Consider the following 17,351-nt stretch of genomic DNA (forward strand, 5'->3'; position numbering starts at 1 on the left):
AATAGGGAAGGGAATGACTAGAATGTTTTTTGATGAAGGCTATTCAGGGAAAGTGTTTATTATGGGGAACCGCTCCTATGAGGAAAGTGACATTGTCATTTATGGAATGCCGATGGACTACACAGTGAGTTTCCGGCCTGGGTCCCGTTTTGGTCCAAGTCGTATACGTGAAGTGTCCATAGGATTAGAGGAATATAGCCCATACATGGATCGTCATTTAGAAGAGGTAAAGTATCATGATGCAGGAGATATGTTACTGCCGTTTGGGAATGCAGCAAAAAGTATTGATATGATTGAGCAATTCGTAGATAAATTATTGGAAGATGGGAAGTTTCCGATTGGTCTCGGTGGAGAGCACCTTGTCAGTTGGCCGATTATCCGCTCCTTTTTTAAGAAGTACGGGGATTTAGTTATTATTCATATCGATGCCCATGCTGATTTGAGGGAGCAGTACGAAGGGGAACCCCTTTCCCATTCCACTCCCATAAGAAAAGCGTGTGAGTTGATTGGACCAGAGAATGTCTATTCCTTTGGAATCCGTTCAGGGATGAGGGAAGAATTTCAATACGCAAAAGAATCTGGAATGTACATGGCGAAGTATGAGGTGGCAGGACCATTGAAGGAAATTCTTCCGAAACTTGTAGGACGCCCTGTCTATGTAACCATTGATATTGACGTATTGGACCCCGCAGCAGCTCCTGGAACGGGAACGCAAGAGGCTGGGGGAATTACCTCAAAAGAATTATTAGAAGCTATTGTTGCCATTGCCGAATCTGGAATTGATGTTGTAGGTTGTGATCTTGTGGAAGTATCACCACCATATGATGCTGCTGATCAGACTGCAATTGCAGCGAGCAAATTTATCCGTGAAATGATTCTTGGTTGGACGAAAAATAAGTAACTGTTCTTGTCTTCTAATGAAATTACAGAAAAGAAGGTGGATGCGTAAAATCCACCTTCTTCTTTTTCATTGTTAAGAAAACAAGTAAAAGAAATATGTTTAAACAGGTAGAATTTCAGATAAAATCGGAAAAGCTTGAAGGAAACAGTATAAATTCGATATAATACATAAGTTATAAGAAAAGCGCAATCGCCTATGGAACGGGGGAAGAAAAAATGGCAGATATGGGACAACCAACAAGGCGGTCCGTGACTATTGAAATGACGACAACCATTAAGGACGGCCCCCAATCTAATACAAATGTTATCCATGCGAAGGGAGAGCTAATTAGAAAAGGAGCGACGACGTTTATCCGCTTCGAAGAGCCTTCCTTATCGTCATCAGCAGAGGAAATGTCATCTCAAGAGACAATGAGTACTACCCAAATCATAAAAATAGATCAACAGGAAATATCAGTATCCCGTAAAGGTGCAGTATCCATGAATCAGCGCTTTATTCAAGGCAAAACCACAGAAGGGATGTATCAGAGCCCTTATGGAAAAATGGCGATGCGGACAAATACAAAAGAAGCAACTTATTCTTGGGATCCAGATCATAAACAAGGGATAATTGGCCTTAACTATAACCTACATCTGCAAGGGGAAAATGCAGGGGATTATATAATACATGTGAAACTAAAGGAGGATGAAACCATATGAGTCAAGTGGAACAGGTGAAAGAACAACTGAAACAGGAAATTGTCGAGGCGATTAAAAAAGCAGGTCTAGTAACCTCGGAACAGGAGATTCCAGCCGTTGTCATCGAATCACCAAAGGAGAAGGAACACGGTGATTACGCAACCAATATGGCAATGCAACTGGCACGAATAGCCCGAAAAGCACCCCGTGCCATTGCCGATGACATTGTAAATAACTTAAATAAAGAAAAGGCAAGCGTTACAAAGGTAGAAATAGCAGGACCAGGATTTATCAACTTCTTTATGAAAAAGGATTACTTATCAGAGGTGGTTGCAACGGTACTCCAACAAGGTGCAAACTACGGTTCAACTAATTATGGACAAGGGAAACGGATTCAAGTGGAGTTTGTATCTGCTAACCCGACCGGTACCCTTCACCTTGGCCATGCGAGGGGAGCGGCAGTTGGTGACTCCCTCTGCAACATCTTGGAAAAAGCAGGCTTTGAAGTGGCAAGGGAATATTATATCAATGATGCTGGAAACCAGATTGATAATTTATCAAAATCGATAGAATCCCGTTATTTTCAAGCTTTAGGAGAAGACAAACCGATGCCTGAAGACGGTTATCACGGCAAGGATATCATCGGATTTGCAAAAGAAATCGTCGACACATATGGAGATCGTTTCAAAAACCAGACTGAAGAGGAACGTCTCGCTTTTTTCCGCGAATATGGGTTAAAGCGGGAGTTGGATAAATTGCAGGGAGATTTAGGAGACTTTCGAGTCCGTTTTGATAACTGGTATTCTGAAACATCCCTTTACACCACTGGAAAGGTGAAAGAAGTATTAGCTGAGTTGGCAGAACGAGGGGAAACGTATGAGCAGGATGGAGCTCTCTGGTTCCGCTCCACCACTTATGGAGACGATAAAGACCGGGTTCTCGTAAAAAGTGACGGATCATATACTTATTTGACACCAGACATTTCTTATCATAAGGACAAGTTTGCCCGTGGTTTTGAAGAGCTTATCAATATTTGGGGTGCGGACCATCACGGTTACATCCCTCGAATGAAGGCAGCGATACAAGCTCTTGGTTATGGAGCGGATCAGATGAATGTACAAATCATTCAAATGGTGAACTTGTTTGAAAACGGCGAGAAAGTGAAAATGAGTAAGCGAACTGGAAAAGCAGTAACGATGCGCGAATTGATGGAAGAAGTGGGAATCGATGCAACTAGATATTTCTTTGCTATGCGTGCCGCAGACACCCACCTGGACTTCGACTTGGACTTGGCCAAATCACAATCCACGGAGAATCCAGTATATTATGTACAATATGCCCATGCTAGAATATGTAGTATGCTTCGCCAAGCTTCTGATAATGGATATACCATAGATAAAGCAAGTTTGGATGGGCTCAATCTAGATCGCCTCAATTCTGAAAAAGAACTGGATCTGATGAAAAAACTAGGGGAATATCCGGAAGCGGTAACGGATGCTGCGAAAAAACGCGCTCCTCACCGGATGGCAAATTACGTATACGACCTTGCCCAAACCCTCCATAGTTTTTACAACGCAGAAAAAGTTATTAACGTTGATGATGTGGAGCTAACGATAGCCCGACTTGCACTAATGGAATCCGTAAGGACCACCATTGCAGATGCATTAAGCTTGGTTGGGGTACATGCACCAGAAAAAATGTAATATTTCAAGATTGGAGATATGGCGCAGATCTGAGAATTGTAGTCTCGGGTCGGCGCCTAATTTATATTCAGGCCAAGAGGCAATAGTGCTTATTAGACTAACCACCACAAATTAACCCATTTTCTCTCCACGATACATCCAATGTGTGACTAAAGAATCATATTTCTCTTAATTCAGTACAACGGAATAAATACCAATTATATGGAAAAAATACCATATCAAGGGGAAACATAAATCCACATCTGGTTTGTTTCAAAAACTCAATGAATTGAGGTCAATGCCTTGCTCTTATTGATAACTTCACGACGAAATGATAAACACAATTTAAGGCAAAGGAAGATGGCCACACAAAAATCCTGTACCACTAATGCGATTAGTTACAAGAACCCTTTATTAGTGGCATTTTGGTCATTGGCCTTTCCGGGGTTTGGGCACTTCCTTCTAGGGAGTCATTTGTTTGGAGTTGTTTTAGTAATATTTGAGTTTTGGATAAATTCATTATCATCTTTGAATACCGCAATTTATTTATCAATGGTAGGGGATTTTGAATTAGCAAAGGATATCATCGAAATAAAGTATTTTTATGTGTATATTCCTTTGTACATTTTTACGATTTGGGACAGTTATCGGAGAGCACAGGAAATGAACCAGGAAATCCAACTTTCCATTTTAAACAAAGAGAACGATTTGGTTACTCCCTTTTCCATGTCGATTCTAGAAGTAAATTATTTACGCAAAAAAAATCCGTTCACTGCTGTCTTTTGGTCCTTTTTTTTACCGCCGATGGTTTATATTTATCTTCACCGGTTTATTACTCTCGTCTTTTCAGCAATTTGGTGGGGTGCTTTATTATACTATACGAATATAACGGAAGCCACGTATTATTCTTTAATCGGAGAATTTGAAAAATCAAGGGAATTGCTGGACCCACAATGGGTTCTTTTCTTGCCATCGGTTTATATGTTTACTATTTTTGATGTTCATACGAAAACAATGGAAAACAATAAACTATATGAAATAGAATTGAGAAAGTATCTTAAAGATTCCTACCAAAATGGGGATATGGACTCCCTGTATTTTAAACAACAAAGGTGATGAGTATGCATATTATTGCATCATTTGAGTATTCCCCGTTTCTGGAGGTGACGATAAAGAAACTGGAGGAAAAGGAAATAAAAAAGGAAAACATAATCGCGTTACCTCTAGATAAGCGTGCAGAAACAAAACATGTCCAGGAAAGTATTGACTTATCCGCGGGGAAAAGTCGAATGGATTACGCTTTTATTATTGGGTTAATTCTTATGCTTCTTGGGACGATTTACGGTTTTCAATTAACATGGGGACCGGTAATCTGGGGGTTGATAGGCCTCGTGGCAGGAGTGGCAGTTGGAATGACAGTTGAACAGTTTTCCAATCGGCATAGACGTGGAAAAAGAAAAAGGCTGAATCAAAAAACAGCAGAAGTATTTTTGGCCGTAAAAGTACCATTAGAACAGAAAGAGATGGTGGAGAAGATTCTCTTGGAAAATGGTGCACTGGGGATTGGTCATCTGAATTGAGTAGTTAATTTAATGCAATTCGGTTATTCCATTCATCAAATTTATTAAAAGGGCATGATTCCTATCGTATTCGCGAACACTAATGACACGAAATCCAACATTTAGATGAAGGTGATTAAAATGCCATGGACGGTGGAAGATAACAAAGCTAGGATATATTACGAAGTGGAAGGAAGGGGACCTGCTATCGTATTTGTCCATCCCCCTGGAATGGGACACCTTACGTTTCGACGTCAAAAAGAAGAGCTGAAAAAACGGTTTACTGTCGTTGCCGTAGATTTGAGGGGAAATGGCCGAAGTGGTATGGATGATCAGCCATTTTCAATGGGAACGCTGGCAGAAGACGTTGTCCGAGTTCTTGATAACTGTGGAATACAAGAGACATATGCTTGTGGATACTCTAATGGGGGATCTGTTGTGCAAGAATTAGCGATTAAGTTCCCGGAAAGAATCAAAGGGGTTGTCCTGCTCGGAAGTTTTTCAGAGGTGAATAGTATTCTGTTGAGGAACGAATTTAAGTTAGGAATCTGGGCAACAAGGAATAAGATGATGAACCTCGTCTCCAATGTGTTAGCGGGGGCACATGAATGGAACCCTTTCAAAATGTATCAACTTTCTTCTTATATCAAACAGACATCTCCAGAGATATTGGAAAAATATTATCGTATGGGACTCAATTATGTTTCTACGGACAGGCTACGTCAAATAACATGCCCTGTCCTCCTGATCTATGGAGAACGGGATGATTATGTTCACCACTACCGCCACCTTTTTAAAAAATATGTCCAAGGTCCTGTAACGATGATTTTGGTGGGGAGTGTTGCTCACCAAACACCAACAAAAAAAGGAAGTGCCTTAAATCAGATCATAAAGAATTTTATTCATGAATATGAAAACCCTAGCTATACATAAGCTAGGGTTTTAGTAATCGTAAACCATTTAATATCACGAGAATCGTACTTCCCTCGTGGCCAATGACGCCGAGGGGGAGGGTGACTTGCTGAAAGAAGTTCCCAATAATGAGAAGAATGATCACTGATATGGAAAAAGCTAAATTTTGTTTCACAATTCGGTTTAAACGTTTCGATAGACGGAGTGACAACCGGATTTTATCCAGTTCACTTTTCATGAGAACAAGATCCGCTGTATCAATGGCAACGTCTGTTCCAGATCCCATGGCAATTCCAATATCGGCTTTTGCCAAGGCGGGGGCATCGTTCACACCGTCTCCAACCATGATCACTGATTTATATTTTTCTTTCAGGTGGTCCACTTCTCTTACTTTCTGCTCAGGTAGACATTCGGAAATCCACTCATCGACACCGGCTTCCTTGGCAATGGATCTAGCAGTTGTTTCGTGATCACCGGTAATCATCACCGTTTTTAATCCCATCTCCTTTAACTTCTGTATTGTTGCTGAAGCATTTTTACGGATTTGATCTTTAATGGCAAAGGCACCGGCAATTTCCCCATCCACTGCTGCATATACAATGGTTTTTCCTTCTCCTTGGCGTAAACGTTCCCAGTCTTTCCAATCAGGAGGAACAGGAATACTATTAGAACGATTCATGAAAGCGATGCTCCCAAGGGACCATTGTTGACCAGCAATTTCTGCACGAACTCCGTATCCAATTACATCCTCAATAGTTAGTACTTCCGGGAGTTCCCCCCTTGATTCTTTCTGGCAAAACTTATAAATTGCTTTTGCCAAAGGATGGTTAGACTGTTGCTCAATCGCGCCAACCGCAGAGTAAAGTTGATCTCTCGTCATGTCTTCAACAACGAGTGTGTCTGTTACATCCGGTGCGCCCTCTGTAATCGTTCCGGTTTTGTCGAAGGCGATGACGTTTGCTTTGGAGAGTTGCTCCAGGTAGATACCCCCTTTCATTAAAACGCCGTTTCTGGCGCCGGTAGAGATGGCTGACAGGAGGGCGGGCATCACGGAAGCTACGACGGCACAGGGGGATGCCACGACTAGAAGGACCATTGCTCGATAAAAGGTGTCTTCAAATGTCCACCCTAGCATGGTGTACGGAATGAAGAGCATCAGGCAAACCATGGCGAGAACGATAATAACATATGGACCTTCTATTTTTTCGATCCACTGCTGAGTGGGGGGGCGTTCGGATTTGGCTTGCTGGACAAGCTGAATCATTTTTTGAAAAAGGGAGTCGTGATTCTCTTTCGTCACTTCCACCGTTATAGAACCTGTTCCATTAATCGTACCGTTAAAAACGTGGCTGGAGGTAATCTTAGTCACAGGAACTGATTCTCCTGTTAAAGTGGATTCATCCACTGTGGTCTCTCCAGAAAGGACGATCCCGTCTACGGGGATACTCTCTCCTGGGCGAATAAGAACGTGGTTGCCGATCTGGATGTCATCAATCGGGACAGTATGAATTTCTCCAGTTTTTTCGTCGATTAGATTTGCGTCGGCAGGTGCCATTTGAACAAGGGCGGATATGTCTTTCTCACTTTTTTGCCACGTGTAAGTCTCAAGTGCACCACTCAATGAAAAGATAAATATAAGTATCGCCCCTTCATTCCAGTAGCCGATGGAGGCGGCACCGATGGCTGCGAGAATCATGAGAATCTCCACACTAAGAGAGTGTTCCTTTATAAGATCAAGCAACCCTTCCTTCGTCTTATAATAGCCGCCAATGACATAAGACAATAAGTATAAAATAGTAGCAGCTGAACTTGGTATCATGCTTTGCTCCACAATATAGCCAATGAGAAGAAATGCCCCCCCTAGCAGGGAAAAAATTAATTCACGGTGATTAGATATGTTCGAGATAGTCCCATGACGGCTTTTTTCAACAAAAGATTGGTTAGTGGATAAGCCATCGTTCCTTTCCATCATTCTTCAACTCCTTTAGGAAAATGGTTAATTAGAGGTCTTTTATGTGTAGATCATCATTTCTTATTTGAGAATTAGAATCATCATCAATACCCTTAAAAAGCAGAAAATGCTGCCACCGTTGAATCGGTGACAGCAAGAAAAATAAATGCTTGGAGGTGAATCTATTCATTTAGCGCACTCTCGTAAAACGGGAGGTGCTCTGTACATATATATGCCTATTAGGCATTAGTTGTTACAAATAACTTATACCCTATTGGCACAAAAGTCAAACGAAAATAGTATAGGAAATAGGGTTGCAAATTTCTTCTCCTTCCCGTATAAATGAAATAATATTAGCGGGAATGTAAGTACGTATCTGTGTTTTACATGGCTACTAACCATTCAAGTCAAGAAAGGGGATGGCTAATCGTGAAGAACAAGGTAGCGGCTATTCAATTGCGATCAGAGAAAGGCTCGGTGGAAAAAAATAGACTTCATGCTGTTGAAAAAGTAAAAGAAGCTGCTGCTGCAGGGGCAAAACTTATTGCGTTACCAGAACTTTGGGTTACAGGATATGGCATTGGAACGGAGTTGTTTCGGGAGTTAGGAGAAACGCCAGATGGGGAAACGGTCACTATGTTTCGGCAGATGGCGAGGGAGCTTAGTGTCGTATTAATCATCCCTTTTCCGGAACGGGGAAAGTCCCCAATGATACTTGGGGAGGAAGAAGCCGGGGAATCCATCTTTATTTCAACCGCTGTCATTGATAGCGACGGGGAACTGAAGGGTGTATACAGAAAATCTATGCTTTGGGGTGCGGAACGGGGAACATTTTCTCCAGGACCTATAGAATATCCCATTTTTAATACATCGATTGGAAAAATCTCTGTTCTAATCTGCTATGATATTGAATTTCCAGAGCCTGCAAGGCTGGCTGCACTCCGTGGGGCAGATCTACTTGTTGTCCCATCTGTCTGGAGTGTGGAAGCTCAACATCGCTGGGATATACAACTTCCTGCAAGGGCTTTAGATAATGGCATGTATGTGCTCGGAGTTAATACCGTAGGAGAAGGTGCTTGTGGAAAAAGTAAGTTTTTAGGTCCCGATGGGCGGCTGAAAGCTGAAGCATCACTTACGGGGGAAGAGATCATTTACGGGGAGATAAATCCAGAGATTCTATCAACGGTAAGGGATACTATCCCTTATCTCCGTGATTATCCATTGGAATTAACGCCAGGGGGAAAAGTGAAAACGGGGAAGATAAAAGGAGCCTAATAAAAACGGAATCAATTGATTGTATGGATGCCGGGTAAGAGGTGGTTGATTGATGGTGGAAGTTTTGTTCAAAGTTAAGATTCTATAAGTTTTTGCACCTTCGAAAAATTATTTTTTGTGAATCACTAATTGTGCTTTCTCCTTTTCTTTTTTCTTTACATAGATCTTATAGATGTCACTGCCTGAGCCAGATGAAATGGAATTCGGAGGACGATTAGAATCACAGACAATTCGATACTTGATGGCAGCGGCCTTTAACTTATCTGTGGCCTTGTAGTAATCTTCCATTTTAAACGTGGTGTAAACGAGTGCTTTTTTACTGGATAAAAGATATTCAACTAAATTGACAAGAAACATTTGAATCCCCCATTCTGATCCGTTTTAGAACCGCTCACTTCAATAGTATTAACCTTCAATAAAGGAATCTCATACTAAAAATACGCATATAAATACAATTTTAAAAATAGGTTTGAGATTGATAGATTAAGGGAATATAATAAAGCCTTATGGAATATAGGTTTATAGTCAGGCTGTTAGCTCTATAAATTTAATAGAATTTTGAAAAAAGTTATATTTATTATTTGCAGAGAATGAACAAGTTGTGTATCATAGTCTGTAGTGAGAATTTTTTATATTAAAATAACGTTACAAATATTTTAAATATTTACGTTATTTTAACACAAAAAGATCTCTACATAAAAAAAAGGGGGAAATGAATAGTGAAGAAATTAGTTGGCTTATTTTTTGCATTAGTACTTATGGGTTCACTTCTAGCTGCCTGTGGTGATGACGAAGTGACAGTTGCAACGGACACGAACTACGTGCCGTTTGAATTCATGAACACAGAAACTGGTGAAATGGAAGGGTTCGATATCGACCTAATCTATGAAATTGCTGATAGAGTCGGGTTCGAAATTAATCTTGAAGTAGTAGAGTTTGATGGCATTTTAGCAGGTATGGAAACTGGCAGATATGATATTGGTATTGCTGGGATGACAATTACAGAGGACAGAGCAAAAGTATTTGATTTCTCTGATCCTTACTATGATGCTGGTCTAGTATTAGCAGTTCGTGCCGACGAAGAAGAAATTCAATCCATTGATGATGTGGATGGGCGTCCGGTGGCAACTCGTGCTGCAACAACTAGTGAAGATTATTTAGTAGAAAACACGGATGCAGAAGTGCGTCTATTCCCAGATATTGTTAATGCTTATCAAGACTTAATTGCAGGACGTGTAGATGCAGTTATCTATGATGTTCCGAACGTATTGTACTACATTGAAACAGAAGCACTTGGAGAAATGAAAACAGTAGGTGACCTATTAACAGGGGAACAATATGGAATTGCATTCCCGGCTGATTCTGAATTAAGGGCACAAGTAAACGAAGCATTAGCAGAAATGAAAGAAGATGGAACATATGGTGACATTTACGAAAAATGGTTTGGTGAAAGACCATAATAATTAACTAACATCAGTGTACAGAATAACAATTAAAGCGCAACGGGTGAGCAGCTTGTTGCGCTTTAGTTTTCTAATGTGCAGGTAGGAGGTTCATAGAATGTTTGATGGTTTAATAGATTTAATAAACAGCCCCCACTGGGGAAATACACTTCCATTTATCCGGCGTGGTTTGGCTCTCACCCTTTATATTACATTTGTGGGTGTTTTCTTTGGCTTTATCATTGGAGCTTTAGCTGGATTTGCTCGATTATCAAAGAATAAAATTATTTATGGAGTTGCAACCGTTTATATAGAGTTAATACGCGGGACCCCAATTCTTGTACAGGCCTTATTTCTTTATTTTGCCATATCACAATCTTTTGGTATTAATTTTCAGGCAGTAACAGCAGGTATTATTGCCATCGCAGTCAATGCAGGTGCTTATATCGCTGAAATTGTCCGTGGTGGTGTTGAATCCATTGATAAAGGGCAAAAGGAAGCGGGACGCTCCATCGGATTAAGTTCAAGTCAGACGATGAGGTATATCATTTGGCCGCAAGCGTTTAAACGAATGATTCCCCCTTTAGGGAACCAATTTATAATCAGCTTAAAGGATACATCCATTTTTGCAATCATATCCGTCGGGGAAGTGACATTCTTATTACGTCAGTATGTTAGTTCCACGGCTGTTACGTTCGAGCCTTATGTGATGCTCAGCTTAGCTTACTTAGTCATCACGATTCCAGCGATGCTCATATTGCGTGCTATTGAACGGAGGTTAGATGTCTAATGATTAAGGTAACAGATTTGCATAAATCATTTGGGGACTTAGAAGTTCTGAAAGGGATTAATGCGGAAGTCCAGGAAAAAGAAGTGGTCTGCGTCATCGGACCTTCAGGTTCAGGAAAAAGTACATTTCTCCGATGCATTAATAGATTAGAAGATATTACTTCAGGGGAAGTAGTTATTGATGGGGAAAGTTTAACAGATCCGAAGTTAAACATTAATAAGCTGCGGTCTCAAGTGGGAATGGTTTTTCAGCACTTTAACCTCTTCCCACATAAAACGGTGCGGGAAAATATCACATTGGGACCTATAAAAGTGAAGGATATGAATCAAGAAGAGGCTAACAAACTGGCAACTCAGCTATTGGAAAAAGTTGGTTTGTCTGATAAGGCCGATGTATATCCCGCCAGTCTGTCTGGTGGACAAAAGCAGAGAGTTGCGATTGCACGGGCATTAGCGATGAGTCCAAAAGTCATGTTATTCGATGAGCCAACTTCAGCTCTTGACCCTGAGTTAGTTGGGGATGTTCTGGAGGTAATGAAGGACCTGGCTAAAGAAGGGATGACCATGATCGTAGTAACCCATGAAATGGGATTTGCCCGTGAAATGGGCGACCGGGTGATCTTCATGGATGAGGGAAAGATTATGGAAGAAGGTACTCCAAGTGAAATCTTTGATAATCCACAAAACCCTCGAACACAAACGTTCTTAAGTAAAGTGCTTTAGCTTTTAGAAGGCTCCAAAAGTCCGTTCATTAGAACAGATTTTTGAAGCCTTTTATTGAGTATAAGAAAAGCGCAAGCGCCTTGGTCACGGGCGAAAGTCACTGGAAGGACTTTGAAAGAAGCCGCTTTTTGGCTTCCGAAAAGGCCTGAAGTGATCCGAGCCCGTAGGCGCTGGAGCTAGACAACTTGCCCGAAGGTGCCAAAACTTATACTTTCTAATCTTTTAAGAAAAGCGCAAGCGCCCTTTTATGACATTAGTTAGAGAAGTGGGGAGATCGTCGTAGCCAATTTCTCCTTCGTTTTGTCTAGCAAGGTCCTATTATCCAATAAATCCATTGTAATTTTTTCCCCATGTTGGTAAAAATCAACCTCTATCTCATCCTTCACCTGTCGAATCCACTGTTCATCGGAGATGATACAATTAACTTCGTGGTTGAGATGAAAGCTTCGCTTATCAAAGTTTGCTGTTCCGATATCCACAATGTCATCATCAATTACAATAACTTTTGAATGATAAAATCCTTTGTAAAATTGCCGGATTTCAACTCCTGCCTCTAAGAGGGACTTAAAATAAGGGATGGCAGCATCTTTAACAAGAGGGTGATCAGGTTCTTTGGGAATCAATATTTTAACCCTCACCCCTTTTTTCACCAAATCAATGATCGCATCACGCATATCTGCTCCAGGAATGAAATATGGAGTTCCGATCATTAACGATTTCTTTGCCCTGTGAATTAAAGACATGATGGTTTCTTTCGCGTGTGCCCCATTGGTTGGAACAATTTGAACCTTCAAAGGACCTTGTGGCAACGGTGGATAATACAGGCTTTCCTTTTCGGGGGAGATTTTGGATTTTGAGGCACGCTGCCAATCATAAAGAAATTGTTTTTGCAGATCATAAACCGCTTCTCCCTGTAGCTTCAAATGATAATCCCGCCACGGTCCCATTTTCGGATCGCGGCCTAAATATTCATCCCCTACGTTATATCCGCCAATATAAGCTGTTTTCCCGTCAATAACGGTAATTTTTCGGTGGTTTCTCTCATTTAACGTATAAAAGAGATATGGAAACGACGGGGGATTTGCTTTGGCAAAAGATATCCCAGCATCTTTCAGTTGTTTCAATGAACGGCGGGAAATTTTTGAGCCGACCCAATCTACTACTAGCCTTACAGTAACTCCTTGCTTCGATTTTTTCATTAAATTAGTTAACATTTTCATTCCGATATGATCATCGCGAAAAATATAGAAATACATATGGATATGGTTTGTTGCCTGCGAAATTTCTTTAAAAAGATCATCAAACAATCTATCTCCCTGGGAAAAAAATTGTGCATTACTTTGTCTTATTGGGGCTTCTTTGTAAGGTTTTATGGCAGACTGATGTTTTTTTGAACCGAGCCAAATATCTATTGCCATCCAGGCAATGAGAAGAAACAAGATGATAAACAAAGTCAAAAGAAACAAAGAAAACCCTCCAGTGAAAGAATGATCTTATTAAGTAGACTATCCCTAAAAATGCATTTTTACGCAATTCGAGTAAATGATGTTATTCCCGAAATATTCGGAATCTAATCTTAAAAATAGTTATTCTGAATGAATACTCATTCACTAAAATATATGCTATAATGATAACTAAATTATGATTATATTCAGAATTTGGTGAAAATACGTGGTTTAGCAAAGACAGAAAGGGGAATTTTACGTGGAACCAATTATGATTAACTGGATGATGTTCATTGCTGTAACAGGATACGCCCTTTATTTATTTGGAACATTGGTGAAAACAAGAATAGAGTATATCAAACTTGGCCAAAAAGCTGAATTTCATCTCACCTTGAAAGAGCGCTGGGAAGCCATTTGGGTTATGGTATTCGGACAGAAAAAACTGCTGAAGGATAAAAAAAGTGGAATTATTCACGTTATGCTTTTTTATGGTTTCTTGTTGGTACAGTTCAGTGCCATTGATGTTATTTGGAAAGGTCTAGCGCCAGAGTCACATCTCCCGTTAGGACCTGTTTACCCGTATTTTACATTCTTTCAGGAAATTGTTGTGGTCATGATACTGATAGCAGTCTTATGGGCCTTCCACCGCCGCTACGTGGAAAAGCTTGTGAGGTTGAAACGTAATTTTAAAGCGGGACTTGTCCTTATTTTTATCGGAGGTCTTATGATCTCCAAGCTTTTTGCAAAAGGAATGGAAATGGTTTGGTTAGATAAAGGTGCGACTGGTTTTGAACCTATTGCCTCAGTTATTGCAACCGCTTTCGTTGGGATCGGAGCAACTGCAGCAGGAGCCATGTTTTTTGTGTTTTGGTGGATGCACTTGTTGTTTCTACTCATTTTCTTGGTGTATATTCCGCAATCTAAACACGCCCATTTGATCGCAGGTCCAGCAAATGTTTGGCTTGGCCCAACACATAAAAAAGGTCAACTGACACCGATTAATTTTGAAGATGAAGATGCAGAGAAGTTTGGGAAAAATCAAATTGAAGATTTCGATCATAAGCAGCTTCTTGATCTCTATGCCTGTGTGGAATGTGGCCGTTGTACTAATATGTGTCCTGCAACAGGAACAGGTAAAATGTTATCTCCAATGGACCTCATCGTTAAGATGCGCGATCATCTCACAGAAAAAGGTGCTGCTGTCACCTCCAGAAAACCATGGATGCCAACGTTTGCCTTTAATCATACAAAGGGTAATCAGCTAGCTGCCGCTGCAACAGCAGTTGATCCATATGATGTAAGCCTTATTGGGGAGGTCATCACAGAAGAGGAAATCTGGGCCTGTACAACATGCCGCAACTGTGAAGATCAATGTCCTGTCATGAACGAACATGTGGATAAAATAATGGATATGCGACGTTACCTTGTCCTAACGGAAGGAAAGATGGATACAGAAGCACAGCGAACAATTAAAAATATAGAAAAGCAAGGAAATCCTTGGGGAATTAATCGGAAAGAGCGGGAAAATTGGCGCGATGGCCGGGATGATATTGATGTACCTACAATTAAGGAATTAAAGAAGCGTGGCGAAGAGTTCGAGTACCTTTATTTCGTAGGTTCCATGGCATCCTTCGATAATCGAAGCCAAAAAATTGCCCAATCATTAGCAAAAATCATGAATCAAGCTGGAATTAAGTTTGCCATTCTAGGAAACAAGGAAAAGAATTCTGGTGACACTCCGAGGCGAATTGGCAATGAATTTTTATTCCAGGAGCTTGCCACAGCAAACATCCAAGAGTTTGAGAAAAATGGTGTGAAAAAGATCATTACAACAGACCCGCATATATATAATACGTTTAAAAATGAGTATCCCGATTTTGGATTGGAAGCTGAAGTATTCCACCATACGGAACTTATTTTTGAGTGGCTTCGGGAAGGACGTATTAAGCCCACTAAAGAAGTTAATGAAACGATCGTCTATCATGATTCCTGTTATTTAGGCAGATATAACGATGTATACGACGCACCAAGGGAAATTTTAAAAGCCATCCCTGGAGTGAAACTAGTGGAGATGGAACGGAATCGGGAAAATGGTATGTGCTGTGGAGCTGGTGGAGGAATGATGTGGATGGAAGAGGATACAGGAACACGTGTCAATGAAGCGCGTACAGAGCAAGCCCTTACCGTAACTCCTTCTGTTATCGGAAGTGCCTGTCCGTATTGTTTAACGATGTTGAGTGATGGAACGAAGGCGAAGGAAGTAGAAGAAGAGGTTAAAACGTTAGACATTGTAGAAATATTGGAAAAATCTTTAGTAGGAAAAGAGGATTCTGAATCTGCGTGACGAAATGAAATATTAAGTAAGTAAAAGAATATTCTAAATATTCGAGTGCCTCGTATGATTCATGGGGCGCTCGAATAGATATGTAACATAGGCTCATGTCGTACAAGGTTTGTGAAAAGGTAGTTAGAGTCAATAAAAGTGGCAGTATTTGAAAGCGCTTTAAAACCTTGTACAAAATGACTGAGCGAGCGTTCGTTCAATCACTAATTTTGGTAATTATCACTATTTTTTTCAAGAAAAGTAGTTTGTCATTTGGGGCAAAACGAAAACAAGGAGGATGAAGAATGGGGAAAACTGTCATTGTAAGCGGAGCGAGAACACCTATCGGAAAGATGGGAGGAAAGTTGTCAAGTTTCACAGCATCACAACTAGGGGGAATAGCGATCAAGGAGGCATTGAGGCGGGCGAATCTGGAAGGGGAGGATATTAATCATGTAATTATGGGATCAGTGCTTCAAGGGGGCCAAGGGCAGTTGCCGTCACGTCAAGCGATGCATGAGGCAGGGATTCCTTGGGAAGTGGAAACAGAAACCATCAATAAAGTTTGTGCGTCAGGGATGCGCAGTGTGACGTTAGGGGACATCTTGATCCGAGCGGGGGAGCAGGAGATAGTTGTCGCCGGTGGAATGGAATCCATGAGCCAGGCTCCGTTTTTTGTGAAAGGGGCAAGGTTTGGGTTCCGGATGGGGGAACAGAAATTTCACGATATGATGGTTCATGATGGGTTAACATGTACGTTTACAGGTGTGCATATGGGGAGTTACGGAAATGGTGTTGCGGCAGAATGTGGCATAACTCGGGAAGCACAGGATGAGTGGTCGTTCGGAAGTCATCAAAAGGCGGTAGCAGCGATTCAGGATGGAAAGTTTGTTGAAGAGATTGTACCAGTGGAAGTTCCACAGCGGAAAGGTGATCCAGTTGTGGTGAAGGATGATGAGTCGCCGCGCGCGGATACAACGGTGGAGCGGTTGGCAAAATTACGGCCGGTTTTCGGTGAGGATGGAACGATTACGGCAGGGAACGCGCCTGGGGTGAATGACGGGGCAGCGGCAGTGGTGCTGATGAGCGAAGATAAAGCGAAAGGGCGCGGATTGGATCCGTTGGCAACAATTATCGGGCATGCCCAAGTCGCGGTTGAGCCGGAGAATTTTCCGAAAACACCGGGTCTTGTGATAAATAAATTGTTGGAGAAGAGCGGGAAGTCGCTTTCAGAGATTGATTTGTTTGAAGTGAATGAAGCATTCGCGGCCGTAGCTTTGGCGAGCGGACAAATTGCGGAGTTGGATCCGGCGAAGTTAAATGTGAATGGCGGCGCGGTAGCCTTGGGGCATCCGATCGGGGCGAGTGGTACAAGGATCATCCTGACGCTGGCGTATGAGTTGAAGCGCCGTGGCGGAGGAATTGGTGTAGCAGCAATATGCAGCGGAGGCGGCCAAGGAGATGCAGTGATGATAGAGGTGTAGGAAAAAATCATGTTTTTTGATTTTTTCCTACACCGGCTACTAAGCGGAACCACTGCCATCTATTAAGCGCGTTAGGAGTGAATTTCTCTTAACGTGCGTGCAGTGAGGCGGAGCGACTGGAATAGATTTAAAAGGGCGGGTTTTGCCCTTTTAAAGACTTGTTTGAGGACTATTACACCGGCTACTAA

At 41.4% G+C, this 17,351-nt stretch carries 15 protein-coding genes; 12 read left to right on the top strand and 3 right to left on the bottom strand.

Going from position 1 to position 17,351, the window contains the following annotated elements; translation table 11 throughout:
- The first annotated feature begins 22 nt into the window (after positions 1–22).
- The 6 genes from speB (at position 23) to KS419_RS24425 (ending at position 5,752) form a co-directional block, all read left to right on the top strand.
- On the top strand, positions 23–901 hold the full coding sequence (gene speB / locus KS419_RS24400) for an agmatinase (protein ID WP_217069715.1): 879 nt from the start codon (positions 23–25) through the stop codon (positions 899–901).
- A 215-nt stretch (positions 902–1,116) separates the two neighbouring features.
- Positions 1,117–1,599, top strand: coding sequence for a YwiB family protein (locus KS419_RS24405; protein WP_217069716.1), 483 nt, complete (start codon positions 1,117–1,119; stop codon positions 1,597–1,599).
- Positions 1,596–3,281: an arginine--tRNA ligase gene (gene argS, locus KS419_RS24410; protein ID WP_217069717.1), complete on the top strand. Its 1,686-nt coding sequence runs from the start codon at positions 1,596–1,598 to the stop codon at positions 3,279–3,281. The genes KS419_RS24405 and argS overlap by 4 nt, the downstream gene beginning before the upstream one ends.
- Positions 3,282–3,620: 339 nt before the next feature.
- A complete protein-coding gene (locus KS419_RS24415; RefSeq protein ID WP_217069718.1) occupies positions 3,621–4,376 on the top strand; it encodes a hypothetical protein in 756 nt (251 codons plus the stop codon).
- Positions 4,377–4,381: 5 nt separating this feature from the next.
- Positions 4,382–4,840 carry a hypothetical protein gene (locus KS419_RS24420; protein ID WP_217069719.1) on the top strand — a complete coding sequence of 153 codons (459 nt, stop codon included), beginning with the start codon at positions 4,382–4,384 and terminating at the stop codon, positions 4,838–4,840.
- Positions 4,841–4,960: 120 nt separating this feature from the next.
- On the top strand, positions 4,961–5,752 hold the full coding sequence (locus tag KS419_RS24425) for an alpha/beta fold hydrolase (protein ID WP_217069720.1): 792 nt from the start codon (positions 4,961–4,963) through the stop codon (positions 5,750–5,752).
- Position 5,753: 1 nt separating this feature from the next.
- Here the strand turns inward: KS419_RS24425 and KS419_RS24430 are convergent, their stop codons facing one another.
- The gene (locus KS419_RS24430) at positions 5,754–7,700 is read right to left on the bottom strand and encodes a heavy metal translocating P-type ATPase (protein WP_217069728.1); all 1,947 of its coding nucleotides are present in this window, start codon (positions 7,698–7,700) and stop codon (positions 5,754–5,756) included.
- A 411-nt stretch (positions 7,701–8,111) separates the two neighbouring features.
- Here KS419_RS24430 and KS419_RS24435 point away from each other — a divergent pair, with 411 nt between their 5' ends.
- Positions 8,112–8,957 (top strand): nitrilase-related carbon-nitrogen hydrolase, encoded by an 846-nt coding sequence (locus tag KS419_RS24435; RefSeq protein ID WP_217069721.1) that lies wholly within the window; start codon positions 8,112–8,114, stop codon positions 8,955–8,957.
- A 108-nt stretch (positions 8,958–9,065) separates the two neighbouring features.
- Here the strand turns inward: KS419_RS24435 and KS419_RS24440 are convergent, their stop codons facing one another.
- Entirely contained in the window at positions 9,066–9,314 is a 249-nt protein-coding gene (locus KS419_RS24440; RefSeq protein WP_217069722.1) for a hypothetical protein, read from the bottom strand.
- Positions 9,315–9,676: 362 nt separating this feature from the next.
- Here KS419_RS24440 and KS419_RS24445 point away from each other — a divergent pair, with 362 nt between their 5' ends.
- The 3 genes from KS419_RS24445 to KS419_RS24455 all read left to right on the top strand — a co-directional run bounded on the left by KS419_RS24445 (position 9,677) and on the right by KS419_RS24455 (position 11,911).
- Positions 9,677–10,417 carry a glutamine ABC transporter substrate-binding protein gene (locus tag KS419_RS24445; protein WP_217069723.1) on the top strand — a complete coding sequence of 247 codons (741 nt, stop codon included), beginning with the start codon at positions 9,677–9,679 and terminating at the stop codon, positions 10,415–10,417.
- Between the two features lie 100 nt (positions 10,418–10,517).
- A complete protein-coding gene (locus tag KS419_RS24450; protein ID WP_217069724.1) occupies positions 10,518–11,189 on the top strand; it encodes an amino acid ABC transporter permease in 672 nt (223 codons plus the stop codon).
- Positions 11,189–11,911: an amino acid ABC transporter ATP-binding protein gene (locus tag KS419_RS24455; RefSeq protein WP_217069725.1), complete on the top strand. Its 723-nt coding sequence runs from the start codon at positions 11,189–11,191 to the stop codon at positions 11,909–11,911. The genes KS419_RS24450 and KS419_RS24455 overlap by 1 nt, the downstream gene beginning before the upstream one ends.
- A gap of 257 nt (positions 11,912–12,168) precedes the next feature.
- On the opposite strand, the gene cls is transcribed toward KS419_RS24455, so the two are convergent.
- The gene (gene cls, locus KS419_RS24460; RefSeq protein ID WP_217069726.1) at positions 12,169–13,377 is read right to left on the bottom strand and encodes a cardiolipin synthase; all 1,209 of its coding nucleotides are present in this window, start codon (positions 13,375–13,377) and stop codon (positions 12,169–12,171) included.
- A gap of 250 nt (positions 13,378–13,627) precedes the next feature.
- Here cls and KS419_RS24465 point away from each other — a divergent pair, with 250 nt between their 5' ends.
- Complete coding sequence (locus KS419_RS24465; RefSeq protein WP_217069729.1) at positions 13,628–15,700, top strand: (Fe-S)-binding protein; 2,073 nt, start codon at positions 13,628–13,630, stop codon at positions 15,698–15,700.
- 284 nt (positions 15,701–15,984) lie between these two features.
- On the top strand, positions 15,985–17,163 hold the full coding sequence (locus KS419_RS24470; protein ID WP_217069727.1) for an acetyl-CoA C-acetyltransferase: 1,179 nt from the start codon (positions 15,985–15,987) through the stop codon (positions 17,161–17,163).
- Positions 17,164–17,351 lie beyond the last annotated feature (188 nt).

The organism is Evansella tamaricis, assembly GCF_019042215.1.
In the GTDB taxonomy this organism is placed as follows: domain Bacteria; phylum Bacillota; class Bacilli; order Bacillales; family Salisediminibacteriaceae; genus Evansella; species Evansella tamaricis.